Annotated in this window: 16 protein-coding genes; 3 read left to right on the top strand and 13 right to left on the bottom strand. The window is 30.2% G+C overall.

Going from position 1 to position 22025, the window contains the following annotated elements:
• Window positions 1–315 precede the first annotated feature (315 nt).
• Window positions 316–807 carry a thermonuclease family protein gene (locus N2251_RS05345; RefSeq protein ID WP_260585686.1) on the bottom strand — a complete coding sequence of 164 codons (492 nt, stop codon included), beginning with the start codon at window positions 805–807 and terminating at the stop codon, window positions 316–318.
• 92 nt (window positions 808–899) lie between these two features.
• Between N2251_RS05345 and N2251_RS05340 the strand changes: the two genes are divergently transcribed.
• On the top strand, window positions 900–1703 hold the full coding sequence (locus N2251_RS05340) for a hypothetical protein (RefSeq protein WP_260585685.1): 804 nt from the start codon (window positions 900–902) through the stop codon (window positions 1701–1703).
• A 149-nt stretch (window positions 1704–1852) separates the two neighbouring features.
• Here the strand turns inward: N2251_RS05340 and N2251_RS05335 are convergent, their stop codons facing one another.
• From N2251_RS05335 to mnmE, 12 genes are all read right to left on the bottom strand, one after another.
• Window positions 1853–2284, bottom strand: a complete 432-nt coding sequence (locus N2251_RS05335; RefSeq protein ID WP_260585684.1) for a DUF6943 family protein — start codon at window positions 2282–2284, stop codon at window positions 1853–1855.
• Window positions 2285–3369: 1085 nt separating this feature from the next.
• A complete protein-coding gene (locus N2251_RS05330; protein WP_260585683.1) occupies window positions 3370–5433 on the bottom strand; it encodes a Piwi domain-containing protein in 2064 nt (687 codons plus the stop codon).
• A gap of 6 nt (window positions 5434–5439) precedes the next feature.
• Window positions 5440–8253 carry a DEAD/DEAH box helicase family protein gene (locus tag N2251_RS05325; protein WP_260585682.1) on the bottom strand — a complete coding sequence of 938 codons (2814 nt, stop codon included), beginning with the start codon at window positions 8251–8253 and terminating at the stop codon, window positions 5440–5442.
• Window positions 8254–8261: 8 nt separating this feature from the next.
• Window positions 8262–10313: a site-specific DNA-methyltransferase gene (locus N2251_RS05320; RefSeq protein WP_260585681.1), complete on the bottom strand. Its 2052-nt coding sequence runs from the start codon at window positions 10311–10313 to the stop codon at window positions 8262–8264.
• Between the two features lie 53 nt (window positions 10314–10366).
• Complete coding sequence (locus N2251_RS05315) at window positions 10367–10654, bottom strand: helix-turn-helix domain-containing protein (protein ID WP_260585679.1); 288 nt, start codon at window positions 10652–10654, stop codon at window positions 10367–10369.
• A gap of 108 nt (window positions 10655–10762) precedes the next feature.
• Window positions 10763–13057: a DUF3987 domain-containing protein gene (locus N2251_RS05310; protein WP_260585678.1), complete on the bottom strand. Its 2295-nt coding sequence runs from the start codon at window positions 13055–13057 to the stop codon at window positions 10763–10765.
• Window positions 13047–13331 (bottom strand): helix-turn-helix domain-containing protein, encoded by a 285-nt coding sequence (locus N2251_RS05305; protein ID WP_072554958.1) that lies wholly within the window; start codon window positions 13329–13331, stop codon window positions 13047–13049. Before N2251_RS05305 ends, N2251_RS05310 begins: the two co-directional genes overlap by 11 nt.
• 2 nt (window positions 13332–13333) lie before the next feature.
• Window positions 13334–13636: a helix-turn-helix domain-containing protein gene (locus tag N2251_RS05300; RefSeq protein WP_260585677.1), complete on the bottom strand. Its 303-nt coding sequence runs from the start codon at window positions 13634–13636 to the stop codon at window positions 13334–13336.
• Between the two features lie 116 nt (window positions 13637–13752).
• Entirely contained in the window at window positions 13753–14850 is a 1098-nt protein-coding gene (locus tag N2251_RS05295) for a DUF6617 family protein (protein WP_260585676.1), read from the bottom strand.
• 2 nt (window positions 14851–14852) lie between these two features.
• Entirely contained in the window at window positions 14853–15959 is a 1107-nt protein-coding gene (locus N2251_RS05290) for a site-specific integrase (RefSeq protein ID WP_260585675.1), read from the bottom strand.
• A 13-nt stretch (window positions 15960–15972) separates the two neighbouring features.
• Window positions 15973–16344, bottom strand: coding sequence for a helix-turn-helix transcriptional regulator (locus N2251_RS05285; protein WP_260585674.1), 372 nt, complete (start codon window positions 16342–16344; stop codon window positions 15973–15975).
• Between the two features lie 216 nt (window positions 16345–16560).
• Window positions 16561–17955, bottom strand: a complete 1395-nt coding sequence (gene mnmE / locus N2251_RS05280) for a tRNA uridine-5-carboxymethylaminomethyl(34) synthesis GTPase MnmE (protein WP_260585673.1) — start codon at window positions 17953–17955, stop codon at window positions 16561–16563.
• Window positions 17956–18377: 422 nt separating this feature from the next.
• Here mnmE and N2251_RS05275 point away from each other — a divergent pair, with 422 nt between their 5' ends.
• Together N2251_RS05275 and N2251_RS05270 are read left to right on the top strand one after the other, a co-directional pair.
• A complete protein-coding gene (locus N2251_RS05275; RefSeq protein WP_260585672.1) occupies window positions 18378–18803 on the top strand; it encodes a hypothetical protein in 426 nt (141 codons plus the stop codon).
• A gap of 33 nt (window positions 18804–18836) precedes the next feature.
• Window positions 18837–22025 (top strand): HYR domain-containing protein (locus tag N2251_RS05270; protein WP_260585671.1); only part of this gene is annotated, 3189 nt, incomplete at its 3' end.

Genomic DNA, 22025 nt, shown 5'->3' with positions numbered 1-22025 from the left:
AATTAGCTATTATGGATACTTATATTATAAGTATCCATACACTTACCATTAACAATCCGATTAGCTCTTAATTTACTATTGAGTAATTAAATTTATTATTAAGAGTACCTAAAATTTTAGGATAGAAAAAACCTTATTTTGAGTAATTTGTAGAATTTGAAATAGATTAATGAAAGGTAAAGTTAAAATAAATCTACTTTCCGATACAAAATGTGAAGCGATACTGTGTATCAAGTAGTTGTGTAGATAGGGCAACATAAAGGCAACAAACTATTGATAATAAAGGAAATAGCACGATAAATAAAAGTGTGATTTTTAAAAAATATCTGTTGTCAAATATAAACCTTTTTTCTTTCTCTTAGCCTTTAGATTTAGTTTTTGATACAATGGTAACTCATAACAATAAACCTTGTTGTATGGCTTTGCATAGCCTTTTTGGATTAGTATTTTGTTAAGTGTTTTGCCGTTAGGTAAAATAATATAGGCTAATGTTCTTCCAAATCTGTCCTGTTGGTTTTTGACTTCTTGAATTATTGTAATATTCGTTTTTGGTTTTGCTTTCTTTTTTAAAAAATTAAATGATCTATATCCTAACTCAATTAAAAATTGACTTGGTAGGTGTAATTCTCTTTCATCTTTTTTGAGTTTTTTGCATATTTTAAGTTCTGGAGCATCAATTCCTAAAAGCCTTATTTCTTCCTCTTTATTTGTGAAAATATTTTTTACAATTAATCCATCCCCATCTACAACTTTTACTATTTCGTAATGTGGTCTTACTAAGATTTGTTTATTAGCCTTTGTTTGCATTTGTTTACACTTGTTTAAGTATTGATAATCAGATACTTGTAATTATATTTGTAATGATAATAAATTAATGTTTAACAAAAAAATAAATTAAAATGGCAAGACAGAAAGGACCCCTAAAATATGTAGGTACTCTTGGTGATATTAGACACTTCAAGATAAAAGGAAATGATGGATATTTTGCAGGATTAGTTGGTGGACCAACTGGCGACCAAGTAAAAAATGACCCTGCATTCCAAAGAACACGAGAAAATATGAATGAATTTGGTGGCTGTGCAATGGTTGGTAAATCTATTCGAGTAGGTGTATCAAGTTTGATGAAATCTATGGCAGATAGTCAAGTAACAGGACGATTAACTGCTGTAATGAAAAAAATCAATTTAGAAGATGGTTCAGAAGCAAGAGGTAAAAGAGCCGTACTTATTTCGCAAGTACCTCAATACTTAAAAGGATTTGAGTTTAATAGATTTACTTCTTTTAGTGGTGCTTTAAATGCTCCATTCACTTTAACACCTTCTGCAGGTAGAGATAGTTCAACTTTAGATGTTCCACCATTTAACCCTTTGAATTATTTAAATATCCCTGCTGGTGCAAGTCATTTCAGAATTATTAACTCAATTTCTGTAATATCAGATTTTGAATTTAATACTATAACAGGTGTATACGAACCAAAAGAACAAGCATTAAATGAATTAGTAAATGTTGAGTATTCTGCATATTTACCTGTAGATACTGTTACTCCTTTACAATCATTAATCGCAACATTGCCTGGTACTCCAACAATGACACCAGATGTTAATTTGATTAATGTTGTTGGTATTGAATTTTATCAAGAAGTTAATTCAAACTATTACATTTTCAATCAAGGAAATGCAATGAAGATTGTTGATATTTTCTAAGATGCCGTAATTTAGAAAATAGTTGATTAAAGAAGCCTGCTCATTGAGTAGGCTTTTTTTGTGCTGTATTCTATTTCATTGATTTATTAAGGTGGTGCAATCATAGATACTATATACTTGGCTTTTAGTGGACTTAATTGCGAAATACATTACTTTCTTCTTCTCGAAATATATCGGTAAAAAATAGCCCTTTTTGCATCTTGTATTAATTGGATATTTTGATGATACTGTTTTTCTTTATCTTCTAAAATTTGAAGTGCTTTTACAGATTTTTTAAATACAGGTTTATTTTCTTCTGCTATTTCGTAACCGCCTGCAATTGCTTTTCGCATATCGTTTATTGTGATAAATGGAATTACAGAACCTTTTAAATAATAATGAAATGATTTTGCTTTCCATAATCCAAAACATAACCAATATAAACTCTGTAATTCTTCTTCTGTATTTGCTGTAAGTACAAAGCAATTCGGACAAGGCTCTTTTAAAGGCTTTCCGCTATTCATCCCTTTGTTCAGAATGTAGAAGTGTGGTTTTTTTGTTTCGGCTGTTTTGCTGTTGGTTTTCAGATAGAATTTTGTCATTTTAAACGGATTTTAGTTGTATTCCGAAATCCCCTTCACAAAATTTTTTGACAAAGAAAAAAACGAAAAAAAAAGAAAGCCGTTTAACAAGTGGTAAGGGTTGGGCTGACAAGGTTTTTGAGAAAAATACTACCCTTTTGGGTGGAGATTTTTTTCAAAACCCGTAGGGCTTGACCTTTTCAGACCAAACCGTCCGCTTACTCTTGCATTCTTTTTTATTCTTTTGTTATAATATTATCTACCGCTATGTTTCTTGATGACTACCTAATGTTTTTCAATTCCTTTGGGGAAATATGACCAGAAAAAAAATAAACTATACCTATTCTAAAAGCGTTGGCATTTGGTGGCAAGTGTGACGATTGAACGAAATGGAACTATTGGGTGGGATGAAATGAAGTAAACTGAATATTTTGCAGGGTTGCAGAGTTTGCAAACTTTACAATTTACTGTAAACTCTTTTTGGGTGGAGAAAATATTCGGTTTGCGTAATGGAATTGTGCGTTGGCATAGTGTAATGTAGAGAATGAGTTACTCTTGCGTGGCTGTTGTAGGCGTTAGTGGTTGATTGTAGTGAGTGAATGTAGGCACGAAATGAACGAGTGTAATGAAACCTCTAAAAGCCGTAATTATGAATAGTTTATTTTTTTTCTGACCGCTGAAAAGGGTGGTGGGGAATTGTGGTCTTTCGGTTGGTGAAGTAGGTTTTATGCGTGGGATTGTGCGGTTATTTAACATAATGTTATTATAGGACATAGGCGAAGCCCGAAATGCAATGTAGCCCTTTTGGGTATGTACTATAATGCCACATTATGTTACTTAACTTTGGGTTGTTTTTTTTGGCACAAGTTTGTTCATTGCGGGCATTGGCGAACAATACGACTTGTTGCTTTTTCTGCAAGAAGTGTGACAAAAAAAACAACTATGCGGTGGGAAAGCGGAAGGGTATAAAAAGACAGAAGAGTTATGAGGCACGAATAACGTTGGATTTTTATAGCCTGTGGGAAAACCTACGGAACTAACCGATATTAAAGTCGTGCGTAGCACACCTATTAAATACTATGTTTGTTGTTTAGATAAATGCTTGTTTATAAAAACCATAAGTTCTTTTGACCGAAAGGTGGTAAACTATCATTCTTGAAGAAAGGATAAATTTCTGCAACCATTTCTGGGTATTTGATTGTAACAGGTAAATTTTGTTGTCTTACCGATTTCCAATACATTCTACTAAATTGATACACTTGGTCTATTAAATCTTTTTTGAGAAGTATATCTTTTAAAACTTCTTCATCTGATGATGAAAATGTAAGTTTAATTGGAAAAGGATTGTCTGTTACTGTTTCTTTTGTGTTGTATCGTGTATTATTAAATAATAGATATTGTTCTTTACCAATTGGAACGATAGAACCGCTTAAAGGCATCAAATTTGGACTATCTAAATCAAACGCTACATAGTCATTAGAAAGTGTTTTATTGATAGTAATAATGATAACTGGTATATTCCAATTAAACGTATGCAGAATGTCGTAGATAGGCTCTAAATCCTTTTTACTAATCTTTTTATAGAAGTGTATTACTAATCTTTTTGCTTGTTTATGATTATCTACTACATATTTCATAATTGCCTTACTAATTTCTCCACCTAATTTTTCGGTTTCGTTAGAATTGAAGCAATTAAAATCTTGAAAAGTACCATCATTATTAAAACAGAATGTACTTCCAATATATTTAGTTTTTTGAGTTACTGAATAAAAAGCACCTACACCTACCACTAAATCATCTTTTGTATCTGTATCTAATCTCCAAGGAATACCATTTATTTTTGCCAATAATGCGACAGCAATATTGGGTAAATACCATTTAAAATTAGCGTTGAATAAACTCTCTTTATAAATTACTTGAGATGTGACACCTTGATTTAGAAATAACTCTTTCATTTTGTAATACAACATTAATCTTTGATTGTCCTTTTCATCTTTTCTAACAGGACTTATATAAAAAGCAACATAAAGCGTATTGTCAACTTTTTCAAAATTAGATAATTGTTGTGTTATTTCTTGTAATGCAGTATCAACACTTGTAAATTCAAAACCTTTACTTTCTTCCATATAGAAGTTTTGTGCAATTGCATCTTTCATTGGTGGAAAGTTTACATACTCTCCATTTTTTAAACCATCACGAAGTATTGAGAATAGTTTTGTAACATATTTTTTTCTATCGTCTTTATGATAAATAAACACAAAACGAACGTTTGCATCATCAGTTGGTTTGTAAGGCTTTAGCCTTAAAAAGTCTTTCTTTGGCTCTTTACCTTTACCTTTACCAAAAGACAGTTCACTTGAACTGTTTTTAGTTTTTAATATTTGTAAATTGTTTGGATCATCATTATTAATAGAGATATAACCATTACCAACTAAAGGGATTATGTTTTTAAATACTTCTGTATTTAAATAAGTATCGTAAAAGAAATTTATTTCTTTAAGATATGGTTTGTATTTGTTTGGTTCACGTTTAAAAGGTCTATCAATAGTAAGTTCATCTAATAATGTTTTACTAAGAATTGGATATACTTTATCGAGATTTAGTTTTAATTCTTGACTTTGCCATTGATAACTATATATTTCATTTTCAAATAAGACTTTATTTATTAACTCTGGACGTAAATTATCGAACGCTGCAATGCTTTTTTTATGGACTAAAGAAGTGCCATCAAAAGTAACCACTAACTCCATACCTTTGGAAACATTGGCATACTGAACCCTTAATGAATATTTTTTATAAGTAGTGTATTCATTATTTCTTACTGTACTGTCTTTTAACCATACTTCTACGTCATTTACAAAACCAAAATTAACTGCATCTGCATTTCTTAAAAAGAAATCATAAATAGATTTAGTGTAATAATGATTAGCAAAAGCCCAACTTGTATTAAAATCTACTTCTGCAATAAAATCACAATCTGCTGTATCTTTAAAATTAGAATATAGTCTTTTGCAATCCTGTAACTCTTCTTCATATTTAGCCCATAAAGATTTTGGATATTCAAACTTTTTTAAAGGATAATAACCGTCTTTCTTTTCTTTATAAAAACCAAACTCTACTTTAGTAGAGGGATGGTTGAATGGGATGATATTTAGTGTGAGTTTTTGCATAATCAATTATATTTGAATGTTTAAAGATTCTATAACTGACTGTTTAAATACATTTTCAGAAGCCTTATTGTAAAGCGGTAATCCAACTAAACGATAATTTTTATTTTCTTCTTTTAATATGGTTTTAGCGTTATATTTTTCTGTAATTTCATTTAAGAAATCGCCTTTCCATTTATCTTTTTCTAATAAATGACCACCTTTAGGTTCTATAAATACTTGATAGTATAGGTTTTCTTCTTTTGTTTTTAAGAATAACAAGAAATCTGGCATAAAGCCTGTACCATCTTCAAAGTTGTATATTTTATAGACTTCTTCATTTCTTAGTAGATAAACTTCATCATATTTATCTTTGAAATTGTCCATTCTACCTTTTAGAAAACTAATCAAACTTTTTTCTTCTGATGTACCATAAAAAGCATCTAATACATACCAATCTTTTTGTACTAATTCTTTTTCTAAATTATAACTTTCTGCATCTTCTTGTACTGAAATTTGTTTAGGTTCTTGAAAATAATATTTAAAAGGAACAGCACTAAAATCTGTACCAATTCTTGGTTTAGATATACGTTTTAATTCAGTAACTAATTTTTCAAAAAACTTTGATAAGATGTTAAGATTGTCCTTTGGAGATACTACTTTAAAATAAGTTGCTATTCTTTCATCATCTGTTTTACATTTATTAAATTCCTCTTTAAAATCGTAAATTGTTACTGAAAGACTAAAGTTACCTATGTACTTATCCTCAAAGATTTCATTAATAGACGTAATGGCTAATTCATTTTTTAGATTGTTGAACCTTAAAATAGATTGGTCTTTTTTAGATTGTATATGTAATGCTTTATATACTATGTTTTTAGGGAAATCTTTTAACAATAAAGGTATTGTTCTACCATCTTTACTATTACCTGTTGCATAACGAGTAATATCCTCTTCCTCTTTTTCTAATTTGATATTTGTTTCTCTTACAGCAATAGTTTCTATTTTAGCATTGTATTCCCAATCTGTTTTTAATTCTTCTAATGTTCGTTTTCTTTTATTAGGATTGTCTTTAAACTCGTTTTTATATATTTTGAGTTTGTGATAAAAAGAATTTTTATCGTCTTTAATTTCTTTCTTAATATCAAAGATTTTTAATTGCTTGTCTTTTTCTGGAAGTAATTCTTGACGTTTTAACTCTAATTTTAATTCACTTATGTATTTTTCATCATTATCACTATGAAAGTAAAACTCTTCTAATACTCTTAATTCGTGATTAAGTTCTTTATCAAATTTCCTCTTGTTGTTAATATTGTCTTCAAAACTAAAAGGATAGTATCTAACACCTCTACCAATTAATTGCACTTCTGAAACAGTAGATTTACCTGCTTTCTTTTTATTTGTACCACCTGTATTCTGACCAGAATACATTCTTACAATATCATACAAGTTTAATACATCCCAACCTTCTGTAAGACGCATACAAGTAAATATTGCAGTAATTTTGTTTGTTTTGTCTTCTAAACTATTTAAAAGTTGATCTTGCTCTGGTGTGGTTTTATCTTCACCTCTTCTTCCTGATGCTACTTTTTCTTTAGAGTGTGTAATAATGCAATTGTTGTCTTTAAAGGCATCTTGTAAATAAGTGATTATTTCGCTATGATGTATTTTTTCTGATTTTAAATAATTAGCAATATCTACAATTCTACTTTGTCCTTTTTTATATAATTCATTACCAGGTTCTATAGTTACGTTTTCTAAAAAAGCAAAGTCGGTAGTTGATAAATCATCTACAATTGTTCTAAATAATTCATAATCTGCTCCTACATTTTCTTCTTGTTTGGCATCTACAAATTTGCTACGAAAAAGAATTACTGGTTTAAAATGAGGGAGATTGTATTTAAGCCCCATTTTATAACGATACCAATTAAAAAGTAAGGCTTGTAATACTCTTTGTTTTTTATCGAAAGAAGAGGAAACTAAATTTATTTCTTTGGTGTAACCTGCTTTTAAAAAGTCTTTTAATTCAAATTTGTAAACTATCTTATCTATATATTTTTTAACAATATTTGCGTTGGTTGGAACAGTTGCTGTAAACTCTAATAATACATTCTTGTTTAACTCTGTACTATTTTTGTTACCTCTTTGTAAAATTAGGTTAGTTACTGTATGCTCCCAACTTTTTTCTACCTCTTTTGCATTAGCACCACTTTTTAGTTCAGATATTATTTCTAATTCGCCTTGTTCGCCTGCTTTGGTTTTAGTATCTGAATTAAGATGATGTGCTTCATCTGCTAACATTACTATATCTCTGTTTTGTAAATCGTCTAAAAAGATTGCGTTTTCTTTTACTTGATATACTGCATTGTGTAGTTTGTGAATAGATGTAAATATGATTTCAATATCATCTGTAGTATCTGAAAAAGTATCTACTTTATTTATATTTATTGTTTTATCATCTATTACTATTGGGTCTTTGAATAGGTACTTGTTATGTGTAGGATCTAATAAATTGTTTTCTGTTTTACCTACAATGTTATTTTGGTTTACAAAAAACAAAAAATGACGATACCCTTGTTTGTAATAGTACAAGATTAAACTTGCCATTACTAAAGTCTTACCTGTACCTGTAGCCATATTAAATAACAAATGTGTGGCTGTATTTGGGTTTTCTTTTTCTTTTACCTGCTGGTAGTCTAAAAAGTATTCTAAGGCTTTCTGTTGCCAATCAAATAAGTTATACTTTACATTATCGGTAATATAGTTAGGCACTTCAGAATAATGCAAACGGTATTCACGCATTTTATCTGATAATTGCTCGTATAAAAATTTATTATCTGCCATTGTTGTTATTATTTTATTTGATAAAAATCTTTACTTAAAGCAATATCTTTTGCATCTAATTTATATCTGCTATCTTCCATTTCTGAAAGGTTTACATAGAGTTGGTTAAGGTCTAACATTTTGGCAAATATTTCTTTTTGCCTGTCTAATGCTAAATTTTTAAAGTTTTCTTCTTGGCTTATTACTTCTTTAAATTCTTTGATACGCACATTGTAATGTAAAAAATATTGAGTGTACATAGTTTCAAAATACTGCATTAACTCATCATAACTATTACACTTTAGAATTTCTTCTTTGGCTGTTTGGTTGTTTTTGGCTAATTCTAAATAAGTGAAAGAACCACCACCTTTCCAGTTTACGGTTTTGGATATACCAGATTGGTCATTATTTATAACATTTTGAAGCCTTTTTGTACTATCATTATCGCCATAATCTAATTGTTCTAATCCAATATATTGTCTATTCATTTTATGTGCTACTGCTGCTGTAGTTCCACTACCTAAGTGATAATCTAAAACAATATCGTCATCATCTAAAAGAAGTTCAATCAATCTTGAAATCAATTTCTCGGGCTTTTTCCCTTTTCTTAAAGTAACACTACCTTCATTGTGAATATCATTAGGCAAAACATCATCCCATATATCAGAAATCATTTCTCCAAAATGCCATTTATCATCAATCTTGATTAAACGGTCTTTAAAGAATAATATAGCGTTACCTTTATATAGATAATAGTCTTTAAAATTTTCTCTTTTAAATAAATATGTTTTAGTATTATCATCTTTTGATTGATATTTTACTTCTTTAACGCCTGCTGAAATACTTTTATCATCTAAACCAGCAAAACGTATTATTTTTTCTTTATTTGAATAAAAGAAATCCTCAAGTTTAATATCGTATTCAGCACCTAATTCTTTTTTTAACTTATTTTTTGGTATATCTAAATGTTTTGAAAATGCATCTAAAACACTTGAATAAACCCATTTCTCACAATCATCTTCTATATTTACGATAAAGTTATTATATCTATTATCTCTTGCTTTTGCTTTAAATACTTTATTAGGTTTCCAATTTTTTGTATTCTTTGAGTACAGTAATAAAAATTCACTAACATTTACAACACCAGGATTAATAACTTTAGCACCCGATACGGAACTTCTTTTTATACTAATAATATTTTTTTTATTTTCATTTGAAAATAGTTCATCAAGCAATGCTAAAACATAGGCAACTTCATTATGGTCTATACTGATGGCTATAGTACCATCTTCTCTTAATAAATCCCTTGCTACCATCAATCTATTACGCATAAAAGTAAGCCAAGTAGAGTGGTTAAAATTATCGTTATAGGCAAAACTATCGTTACCAGTATTATAAGGTGGGTCAATATATATTAGTTTCACTTTTCCTTTAAATTCTTGCTTTAAAGCGTGCAATGCTAATAGGTTGTTTCCTTTTATAATTAGGTTGTCTGTGATAGTGCCTTTTTCGTTTCGGTTAAATTGGGTTGGCTTGCTTTCTCCTTTACTGTCGTATTTTGTAATTTTGGTAAATGCTTTTGGTTCTAATAGTCTGTCTATTTCGTCTTTGGCTAAAACTTCATTAAAAAATATCTCTTTTCGTTTACTTTGTTTTTCTGTATAATCTTCTTCTGCATCATCATACTCAAAATAAGTATCTAAGCCATCTTCTGTACTTTGCCCACCTTCTAATATGCAATCTTTAAAAGGAAAATTTAACACTACATCTGTATTGTCTTTAAAAAACTTACCACCACTACTTAAACCTATTCTATTGCTGTATTGCGTAAAAGAATTGTCTATACTATTATCTTCTAAAAAAAACTTAAACTCATTGGTTTTAAACACATAGGCATCTTTTATCTTTAAGAAAAATGTATCTCTGCATTGTTCATCTCCCAATAATAAAGTAATCAATTTTTCATCAATGGTATTAGCAAACTCTTTTACGAGATTTCCTTTTAGTTCGCCTTGCTCGTCTCTAAGTCTATCGTCTTGAAGCAAAAGGCTTATAAGGTGGTTTTTAAATTTTATATTCATATTTATTTTGTTTGATTGAACACTTGCAAAAGCATTTATTCAAAATGTGTTTGCTACTTTTTTTTATATTCTTTTTCTACAATCTCTAATGCTTGTAAGCCATTTTTTTCATCTTTAATAATTAGATGTATTTTATCTGCTAACCATAAAGAAATAAGTTCGTTGTAATCTAAATTGAATATTTTCGAAAGTTGTTTGATATGTTCTTTTCGTGCTGTTTTTTCTCCTCTTTCAATTTTACTTAACATTGCTGTGTCCATATCTAATTGGGCAGATAAATGTCTGAGCAACATTTCTTGTTCTTCTCTTTTTGTACGAATTAAGTCTCCGAATTTATTCATCACTTATTTATTTGTTCTATTATGAGTTGTCAATAAAAGACAAATGTAATGAAAACAAAAGAAAAAAATACAAGTATAAATGTGAAAGGTGCAAAGTTTGCAAAAACTTTAAACACTTACTTTTTCATAATGACCAAAACTTGGTTGTGTAAGTAGTGTATTTAGTAGGTTTTTAAGTAATTCATCTACTGAACGAGATTTTAATTTATATTTTACACCTAATTGTATGGCTTCTTCTCGTTTGAAGTTTTTAGGCAAAGCCTCAAAAAACTTTTTCTTATTACTCTTCCCTTTAAATACTCCTGTTTCTTCTTTCTTTGGTAGGTTGTGATACATTAACAAACTGTGTTGTAGATAAACATTTGCAATATGTAAAGCCATTTCAAAATCTTCATCAGTACAAAATACTTCTTCTGTCATATCTCCGTTTTCAAATTTACGAAGTGCTGTGAAAATCATAGTAAAACGATATAAAATAAGACCTAATCTTTTAACTACACTACTTGCTTCTTCACTTGTGAAGATGGTTACTTCTCTTAACCATTGGTCGCCTGTTATATTGATTGTTTCCCATTGCTCTTGGCTTAGATTAATAACTGTTTTTTGAGATTGTAGAAAATCTATTAATTGTAATACAACATTGGATAGTGCTTTGAAATGGTCGTTTAAATTGATAGTATTGCCGTAAGGCGATACGTCTCTCCATTTTTGCTCTACTTTAAAAGTATAGAATAAAAACCTACTAAATAAACCATCTTCTGCTGATGAAATAATATTGGCAACTTGTCCTGGTGTTCCTGAAAGTGCAACAGATAATTTTGGGTCTTTGATTATTATATATTCGTTATCGGTTTTTCTTGAAACAGATATTGTTTCTCCGTGAAATGATTTGCGAAGCATATCAGAATAACCACCCCAATCTTGTTTAAATACTGCACCCATACTGTCCGCTTCTGTTTCGCAAATAATCCCTTTAGCATCATTCTGTTGAATGTGTTTTAAGATTGCTGCATACGAAGTGTTTGCAGGGATAAAAACAACTTTAAAAGGTGGTTTTACTGGTTCTTCTGCAACTGTTTCATCATTCTTTTTTCTGTTTCTTTGTGCTGTCTTGTATTCGGCTAATTCTGCATCATAGATTAGTTTTTCCTTATTGCTTTCTTCTAAAACTCTTTCTTGATATGGGTCTGCCAATACTTTAGCAAATTTTAAAGCACCTTTACCACTTGCTGCAGGTGCTATGATAAATGAAAATAAATTAGGGTAAACAGTCTCTTGAGCGTAAACACCTTCTACATTAGGTAAGCAACCACTTAAAATAGTTAATGCACCTGTAAAAAAAACGTCTCTTTCCCTTACGTCTGAAAATGCTCTTGTACCTTCTTTTAAAATGTCTGGCAGATTTTCAAATATATCTTTATCAAAGGTTGGTGTGTTTTTTAGGTAATCTTCTGTTGGTTCTTGTGGTAGTTGCTGTTGTAAAACATTGCTACTTGTTGCAATGGGCTTGTTTTGATTGTAGTTTTGAAACTCTGCAAATTGATTACTGTTATTAGTGTAGGCACTTTTTACAGATGCTTTTAACTCACTATCCTTTAGGTCGTATGTATTTGATATGAGATGCAAAGCATCATCAAATACAATACCTCTCCTGTTGCAGTTACAAGCCAGTTGATAAATATAATTGTTTCGGTTGCCTTCAATATAAGTTGCTTTATTTTCGGTGAATTGGATACATTGTTGAAATATATCTGAAGTTGTAGAAATATCATTTTGAATTGTTTTAGTTGGTGTTGATTTTGGTTTGATTTCTTGTTGTTCTATTTGTTCAATATCTACTATGAATTTTTGATTGTTGATGTTTCTGTATCCGTTAGGATCATCAGAAACAAAACACAAACGAGTAATGTCTTTACATTTTGGGTCTGCTTCAATCCCAATTGCTTTTTCGTAGTAATCTTGAACTTGTTGGTATGCCGTTTTGTGGTGTTCTATGCCTGTATTTATTTCAATAAATACTTTTAGGCCATTACCACTTGGGCTTGTGAAACAAGCAAAAGTGAAAGGAATATTATTTATAATTTCCGTTGCTTTTTCTAATTCTTCTGGGTAGAGTTTATCAAAGTCAAGATGTACAAAACCGCTGTACATTTTTAAGTATTCCATTTTTCTACCACCTTCAAAAATGCCTGATGGTGTAAATGCAGGAAGCGACTTTTTTAAATTATCTACTCTGCCGTCTTTTCCCATACCTATTGCCATACGAATAGGAGAGATTAAGTCTTTATATTTTCCCTCTACTATATCTTTTGTTATGAGTAACAAAGATTTAGTTTCAATGGGTTGGTTAAAGTTTTTGAATATTGTTGATGATGCCATAATTTCTGTTGATTTATTTCCCATTGGTAGGAGATTTAAAATTCTTGTTCAATAGTTCGAGAATATCTGAAAGACGATAATAGATTTTGTAACCTATCTGACAATAGCCAATTAGTCCGCTATCTCGCCAATGTTGGGCGGTACGTTTACTGATATTCATAATTTGTAGGAACTCCTGTGTATCGAAAAATACTTGGTCAGGATTTGTTCTTTGCTTGTCTTTGAGCATAAGAAGTAAATCGTCTAAACGTTCTTCTATTTGCTCTAACTTTTCGTGTGAAGGATGATAGTAGCCCATAGTTATCTTCTTTTATTTTGGATAACATAATTGGCTGCTGCCATTTCGATTTCAGCATCAGTAGATTGTCGGTTACGTTGTAACCAAATATCTAATTCCTGTCTATTGAAGTAGAGTTTTTTGCCCTGTGGGCAGAAATGTGGGATTTTCTTCTGACTTGTTAGTTTATATAGGTGCGAAGCACTTATATCTAAATAACTACAAGCATCATTGAAGTTAAGGACTTCTTTTTTTAAGAGGTTTTGTTCCTCTATCTTTCTATCTAATTGAGAAAGTTTTTCTAAGATTAAATTTTCATTGTTCATCTGTTACGATTTAATAAGTTATACAATAATTTCTGTTGCAAACTTATTTCGTAACGTGCTGATAATCATTGAGATATTAATATCTCAATGAGTAATCTCAATCATCTCAATGTTCTTTATTTCAGATGATTAATGTAATTGCTTATTTCTTCTTTTTTTTCATCATAATCATTAGAAACACTTGAATAAATCGTTTGTGCTTTTAGTGGTTTTTCGGGATTATCCTTGCTGTAAAACAATTTACTTTTTTCCATTTGTGTAGGATTAAAATTATTAAAATATACTTTAATAGATTCTATAAAATATTTGAAAACTACTGTCTGACAATTAAGATAAATATTAGGGCTGTTTTCTGTTAGATTTTTAGATGTAAATACTTCAAATAAATGGTTTTCAGTTGTTGGTGCTTTTATGAAATCACACTTTAAGACTAATTGACTTATAACAGTTTTAAGTTTCTCTGTATCTCCTTTAAATTTGAAAGAAAAAGCATCTGGAATATCTAAATTTTGTGTGATGATTTTTTTAGATACTTGTGTAGATAGGTTACTAATTTCTTTTAATAATGGTTTTTCTATATAATATTCTTCTTCCTTTGGTATATCTGTTTTAAGAAATTCGCTAAATATTTGGTATTTATCAGACTGTATGCTACTTAAATAATGCGGATATAGTAATTCTATTTCAAGTAATAAACGGACTGTATTGCTTTGCAATACGTCCATAATATTTTGTGAAGTTGGGTCTTGTGTTTTGATAACACTTTGGTTATCTCCAATAATTGATAAAAAAGAAACTATGTTTGATTTTATTGAGTTGACTATATATTTTCTATCTATATCCTTAATATCTCTAATTATAGCCTGTAAAATGTTGTTTGATACACGAGTTACTTCATTAATTATTAAAGCATAGTAAAACCGTTCTATTGGATTTGTTGCAGTTGGCTGTGGCAATACAATTAAAGGCTCACTAATTTGCTGTTTTATATTTAGTGTTGGTTGCTTTAAATAGATCGTTAAACTATCATCTTGAAATAATTCTCTATCACTTTTATAAATATCTTTTAGCAAGTTGTAATATTCGTCAATCCCATTTATGGGATTAAGAAATTGAGGTGTTAAATTGGTAGTGAAGAATTTATTGTTTTGATTACGAGATAACCAAGGTCTTAATTGACCTAATAGTATGCTTCTTAATATTGTTAGTTCCATAATTATAAGTCTAATTTAATTTTATCTGCTGCTTCAATCTTTTTATCATCTATTACTTTGGCATAAATTTGAGTAGTTTTTAATTCTCTATGACCTAATAATTTTGATACTGTATAAATGTCTGTGCCTAAAGACAACTGTAGCGTAGCGTAAGTATGTCTTGCACAATGAAACGTTATGTTTTTTGTAATACCTGCTCTCATCATCCATTGTAATAATTTTACATTATACCAGGCACTATATCTTAAACCAACAAAAACCCTTTCATCTGGTGCTTTTTCTTCTCCAAGCATATCTCTTGCTTGTTGAGAAATAGGAAGAGTTTCTGCTCCTTTGGTTTTCTTTTGTCTAAACCGAATATGATTTCCCATATGTTCTGAATGCTGAACCTCTGACCAAACTAATTTATTAATATCTGACCATCTTAATCCTGTAAGACAAGAAAATAAAAACGCAGTTTTTAGTGGCTTGATTTCACATTCTGTTTTGGTTATTGCTTGTAATTCTTCTAATGTTAGGTATTCTCGTTGTACTTCTCCTTGTTTAAATGCTTTTACTTGTTCTGATGGGTTGTATTTCATTATCCCATCCCTAACTGCTTGTTTTAGTGCTGCTCTTAATTTATTGAAATAAGAATATTTTGAATTTTGAGAAAGTGGCTTGCCACCTTTTGAAGTTGCTTCTTCATCAAGATAATCTCTAAAACCTTGAACCCATTCTCTATTAACTCTACTGAAAGTAATATCATTAGGACAATATTTTTTAAGGTGTTTTCCAACACTATCCCAATTTCCATAATTGCCGGTACTTTCTTTTCTCTTTTCTGTGAGTGTATCAAAGTACATTAAAAAATTACCTTTTAGTTTTTCGCTATCTTGAAAATCATAAATACTGTTGTGAATTTCTAAATGTCTTTTTGCTTTAATGCTTTCGGCTAATTGAAGTATTTTTTTATTTTCATCTTTTTGCTGTTTTGTAAGACTTCCATTCTCTGGTTCAGGCATTAGATAGAGTTGTAGATATTCGTATTGCCTTTTTCCTTTACTATAATAGTCAAGGTATAAACTTATCTTATTTCCCTTTTTCCTTTTTCTTAATGTAACTTTCATAATTTGCCGTTTTTTAGATGAATAGATTGTCGATTTGATTTCTTGCCATTATTTTCTTCCTGCCAATTTGCTTGACTGTTAATTGACCTCTTTTAACCATTCTTTGAATAGTCCATCTACTAACACCTAAAAGTTCTGATACTTCTATGATACTTAAAAACTCTTTTTGAGAAAGGTTTTGAGGTGTGATGATATTGATAGTTTGCAAAGTTTGCAGGTTTTCCTTTGTATCATCAATTGCAGATTGGATTTTCTCATCACGTTTACGTTTCTTGTATGCTTTTTTAGCACAAGAGTTTCCGCAGTATTTTGTTACTGTGGTTCTTGCAATAAATGCTTTACCGCAGAATTGACAAGTTTTAGGTATGTGAATGTTACTACTCATTTGTTGCATTGTGTAGCCTTATGGGTCAATATGTAGCGATATGGTGCATCATTTCGCTATGACTTGTTGCCATCAAGATTGGGCAACAAAACAGTAGTTAAGGCAACAACTGTGCAACAAATATAAGAAATAAAGAGATAATGGGCAACAAATAAGAGCAAGTAATTACTAACAAAGTCAACAATAACAGGTAGTTAGCAAACAAGAGAAAGATAATTACTTTCCGATACAGAAGTTTCCAAAAATATGCCCAAGTATATCTTTGTCAACGTCATATTCCCCTGTTATGTTTCCTAGATGACGTAAGCATTCTCGAATATCTATAGAAAATAAATCGGTAGAAATTTCTAAATCGATTCCTTGTTGCACAGAAGTGATAGCAGTTAAAGCATTATTTAAAGCCTCGAAATGACGAGAGTTGGTTACAATCGTTTCATTATTACTCAAGGCTCCTGTATTTACTAAAGAAGTTAGCTCGGTTTTTAACTCGTCGATTCCCGTTTTTTGTTTTGCAGAAAGTAAAATTAAATGATCAATTTCTGATTGTAAAATAGCAGAATCATGACAAGATAAGGTGTCAATTTTATTAGCAATAACTAATAAACGTTTGTTAGGAAAACGAGTTTGTATAGTTTTTATTTCTCGTAAAAATTCTTCACTAGAATGAGAAAATTTATTAGAATCGATTAAAAAAATAATCAATTGCGCATTTTCTGCTTTTTCATAGGCTTTTTTAATTCCGATATTCTCAACAACATCCTCAGTTTCTCTAATTCCTGCAGTATCTATAAAACGAAAAGCAACTCCGTCTATAATTAATTCGTCTTCAATAGCATCACGGGTAGTACCAGCAATATCCGATACAATTGCTTTTTCTTCGTTTAGAAGAGTGTTTAATAAAGTTGATTTTCCAACATTTGGTTCCCCAATAATGGCAACAGGAATTCCGTTTTTCATGGCATTTCCAAAAGCAAAGGAATCAATTAATCGCTTTAAAACAAAAGTGATTTTTGCAACTAATTCTTTAAACTTGGTTCTATCAGCAAACTCAACATCTTCACCAGAAAAATCTAATTCTAGTTCAATTAAAGCAGCAAAGTCTAATAACTGTACACGTAATTCTTTTAACTCGTTGGTAATTCCGCCGCGCATTTGCTGAATAGCCATTTGATGACTTGCAGCAGAATTAGATGCAATTACATCGGCCACAGCTTCCGCTTGTGATAAATCCATTTTTCCGTTTAAGAAAGCACGCATGGTAAACTCACCATTATCAGCCATTCTACAGCCATTTTTTAAAAATAACTGAATGATTTCTTGTTGAATAAAAACAGAACCATGACACGAAATTTCTACCACATTTTCGCCAGTATAAGAACGTGGATTTTTAAAAACAGAGACTAAAACTTCATCTAAAATAGTTGTATTATCAACAATATGCCCTAAATGAATGGTGTGTGTGTTTTGATTCAATAATGATTTTTTATTGGTTACAGATTTAAAAAAACTATCGACAATAGTAATAGCATTTTCTCCTGAAAGTCTAATAACAGCAATAGCTCCAACACCAGATGGAGTTGCCATAGCAATAATTGTATCGTTTTGAATCATGTTACAAAATTACCGATTAACAATTAAAAAATATCATTTATAGGGGAGGAATTTTTTTCATATACAAAGAGGGGGAAAATCCCCTTTTATTTAAATCTTGTTTTTTAAACTAAAAATATATACTACATTTGATATATCCATTTTAAAGACCTAAAAAATGGTTACCTCTTATAATTAATACTTAAACCCTATTAGTATTAATTTTTAATCCTCCTTAAAAAAATACCCTATCTATTATGTCTTATTTTTTATGATTTAATAAATAGTAAACGTTTACAATTATATTTCCCTTTTATCCCTGTTATTGATCCCTGCTTTATAGCCAAAGTTATAAAGGTTTAAATCTTAAATAAATAAAATGCGTAAATATGGAGCATAAAATTACTCTAGCAATTAGTTTTCTTTTTTTTAATATTTTTTTAATGAGTTCTCAGAGTCAAGTAGAAATTTCATTATTAAAGTATAGTGAAGCACCGAATTCAAAAAAAGAACAAATACACAAAATTCAAATTAAGAATACCAGTAATGAAACAGCTTTATACAATATAGTTGTTTCTAATTCTTTGTGTAAAAATCAAAAAAACATAGAAACAGCATTAGAATATTCGGTATTTGATGAGAACATGCTATCTATTAAAAACGCTATTAATATAGCCTCAAACAGCAAAAAAACACTTCACATAAAAATAACGAAACCTTATAACGCTAAATTAGATAGTTGGAATTGCTCTCAAATTGAGGTTTATAAAAACCAATCATCTTCCTTTAAAAATAGCTCAGCCAAGACTTCTTCTTCAGCTAAGTTAACTCTAAAAACATTTATACCAAATACCAAGAACTATAACTAAGCAATTACAAATGCTTATTAAACTCTTTTAATTATGAAAAAAATTACTCACTTAATTTTATTTTCTGTAGGCTTGGTGTTTCTTTTTAATATAGGAAATATTAGTGCTCAGGAAAAAGCAACTTTTAAACCTCGTTTTTCAGAAGCCGTAAACGGTAATGTAACGATGATTGCAAATAATGTACTATCAAGACATAAATCAGATAGTTATAATGGATCAGCAGGAAATCACGATTTTACGAATAATGTTTTTGTTGATATTGATAATGAAAATACGTTTAATTCTAGTAATGCAGAATTTATAAACCCAGAACCATCATTAGCTTGTTTAGGTATTAAAAAAGCGTATTTATATTGGGCTGCCGCAGATATGGAAGAAACGGATATAAATGATGAACCAAATTGGAATTATAATCAAGTTAAAATAAAACTTCCAGGCGAAGTAAGTTATCAAACGATTACTGCGGATCAAGTTATTTACAGAGGAAGAACCGAACATTTTGTAAACGATCCTTATGTTTGTTTTAAAGATATAACGAATCAGGTAAGTTCATTAAATTCAGCATACGGAATCTATCAAGTAGCAAATGTTAAAGCTAAAAAAGGCGGTTTAACATCTCATGGAGGGGGTAATACAGGAACTTCAGGAGGATGGCAAATTGTTTTTATATATGAAAGCCCAGTGCTACCAGCTAAGAATATTTCATTATTTGATGGTTATGGTCATATGACAAAAGCCTTAGGTGAATTAACAATATCATTTACGGGTTTTACAACCTTACCAGGAAACCAACAAGTAAATGCAGATATTGTAATTGGGGCTTTAGAAGGTGATAGAGATTTGTCTGGTGATAAATTACAAATTCAAAAAGTTAATAACAGTTGGGAAAATTTATCTTATACTAATAGTTCAAACCAAGTAATAAGAAGTGCTGACAATTTTTTTAATAGTAAGATAACGAAAAACGGAAATAATTTTACAAACAGATATCCATCAAGTGAAAATACATTAGGTTTTGATGCTGATGTATTTCCTTTAAGTAACCCTAATAATAGTGTTATAGGTAACAATCAACAATCTGCTAAAATAAAACTAATATCAAATCAAGAAACTTATGGGTTATTTTTAATAGGACTTTCTGTTGATGTTTGGAAACCAGATTTAGCACCTTTAGTTTTATCAAGTACTCCTGCTAATGGAGCTTCTGTTAATGTAGGTAGTTTGGTAAACATGTCTTTTCAAATTAAAAATAATGGAAATGATAACGTTAAAGATTTAGTTACAACTGTTGATATTCCTGAAGAAGTAGATTTAATGGAACCTATAATAAATTTACCATCGGATGTTTCTTATAATTATAATTCAACAACAAGAAAATTAACGTTTACTTCTTTGAACGGAATTACAGATGTAGGAGATCAAGCATATACCATAAATTATCAAGTAAAAGTAAAAGAACAATGTTATTTTTTAGAAGCCAAATGTTCTGAGGAGTTTCAGTTGCAAATGCTAGCAACTTATAAGGGAATAAAGAATACAAATACACAAACAACAAAAAGTTCAAGCACTACGATTAACTGTGGAATTGGAGATGAAAAACCTATAACTATTAAAATTAACCGTCCAGCAGAAGCAGATTGGATTACAGTAGTAAATTCATTAGATAGAAAAATATCATGTGATGATACAGGCGAATTAGAAGCGGCTCAATTATTAAAACCAACGTTAAGTTGTGATTTAATAATGACTAAAGTCTCAGGAGACTTTATTGAATCTAATAATTGTCCTACTATTGGAACTTATACTAATACTTGGGTATTTACAGATATTTGTGGACGAAAAAGTAATGAGTTTGTTCAAGTGATTACCATTGAAGACAAAAAAGTACCAACAATTACTTGTCCTATAGTATCAACTAATTATAATGTAGACGAAAACTCATGTGCTTATGAAGGTACATTTATTGCGGCAGCGACGGATACTTGTAGTGAAGCAACAATAGTATATAAAGTTAATGGAGTCCCAATTAGTTTTCCATATAGTTTTCCAGTAGGAACAACAATTGTTACAGCAATAGCTAAAGATGATTGTAATAATGTTTCAGAAGCATGTAGTTTCGAAGTAGTTGTAATTGATAATATCAAACCAGAAATAACGTGTCCAACAGTAGCATTGAGTTATAATGTAGATGTAAACGAATGTGATTACACGGCAACTTTTGAAGCCACAGCGACAGATAACTGTACGACCATTACAAGTTATGTATATAGTATTGATGGGAATGAGATTAGTTTTCCATATGATTTTCCAGTAGGAACAACAACAGTAAGTGTTGTGGCGATGGATAATAACAATAACACATCAGAAGCATGTATATTCGAAGTAGTTGTAATTGATAATATCAAACCAGAAATAACGTGTCCAACAGTAGCATCGAGTTATAATGTAGATGTAAACGAATGTGATTACACGGCAACTTTTGAAGCCACAGCGACAGATAAYTGTACGACCATTWCAAGTTATGTATATAGTATTGAWGGGAATGAGATTAGTTTTCCATATGATTTTCCAGTAGGAACAACAACAGTAAGTGTTGTAGCGATRGATAATAACAACAACACATCAGAAGCATGTATATTCGAAGTAGTTGTRATTGATAATATCAAACCAGAAATAACGTGYCCAACAGTAGCATCGAGTTATAATGTAGATGTAAACGAATGTGATTACACRGCAACTTTTGAAGCCACAGCGACAGATAATTGTACGACCATTTCAAGTTATGTATATAGTATTGAWGGGAATGAGATTAGTTTTCCATATGATTTTCCAGTAGGAACAACAACAGTAAGTGTTGTAGCGATGGATAATAACAACAACACATCAGAAGCATGTAGTTTCGAAGTAGTTGTAATTGATAATATCAAACCAGAAATAACGTGTCCAACAGTAGCATCGAGTTATAATGTAGATATAAACGAATGTGATTACACRGCAACTTTTGAAGCCACAGCGACAGATAACTGTACGACCATTACAAGTTATGTATATAGTATTGAAGGGAATGAGATTAGTTTTCCATATGATTTCCCAGTAGGAACAACAACAGTAAGTGTTGTGGCGATGGATAATAACAATAACACATCAGAAGCATGTAGTTTCGAAGTAGTTGTAATTGATAATATCAAACCAGAAATAACGTGTCCAACAGTAGCATYGAGT

It is taken from the genome of Tenacibaculum haliotis (assembly GCF_025215075.1).
In the GTDB taxonomy this organism is placed as follows: domain Bacteria; phylum Bacteroidota; class Bacteroidia; order Flavobacteriales; family Flavobacteriaceae; genus Polaribacter; species Polaribacter haliotis_B.
The sequence above is the reverse complement of the archived record's forward strand: the minus strand, read 5'-3'. Positions and strand labels throughout refer to the sequence as shown.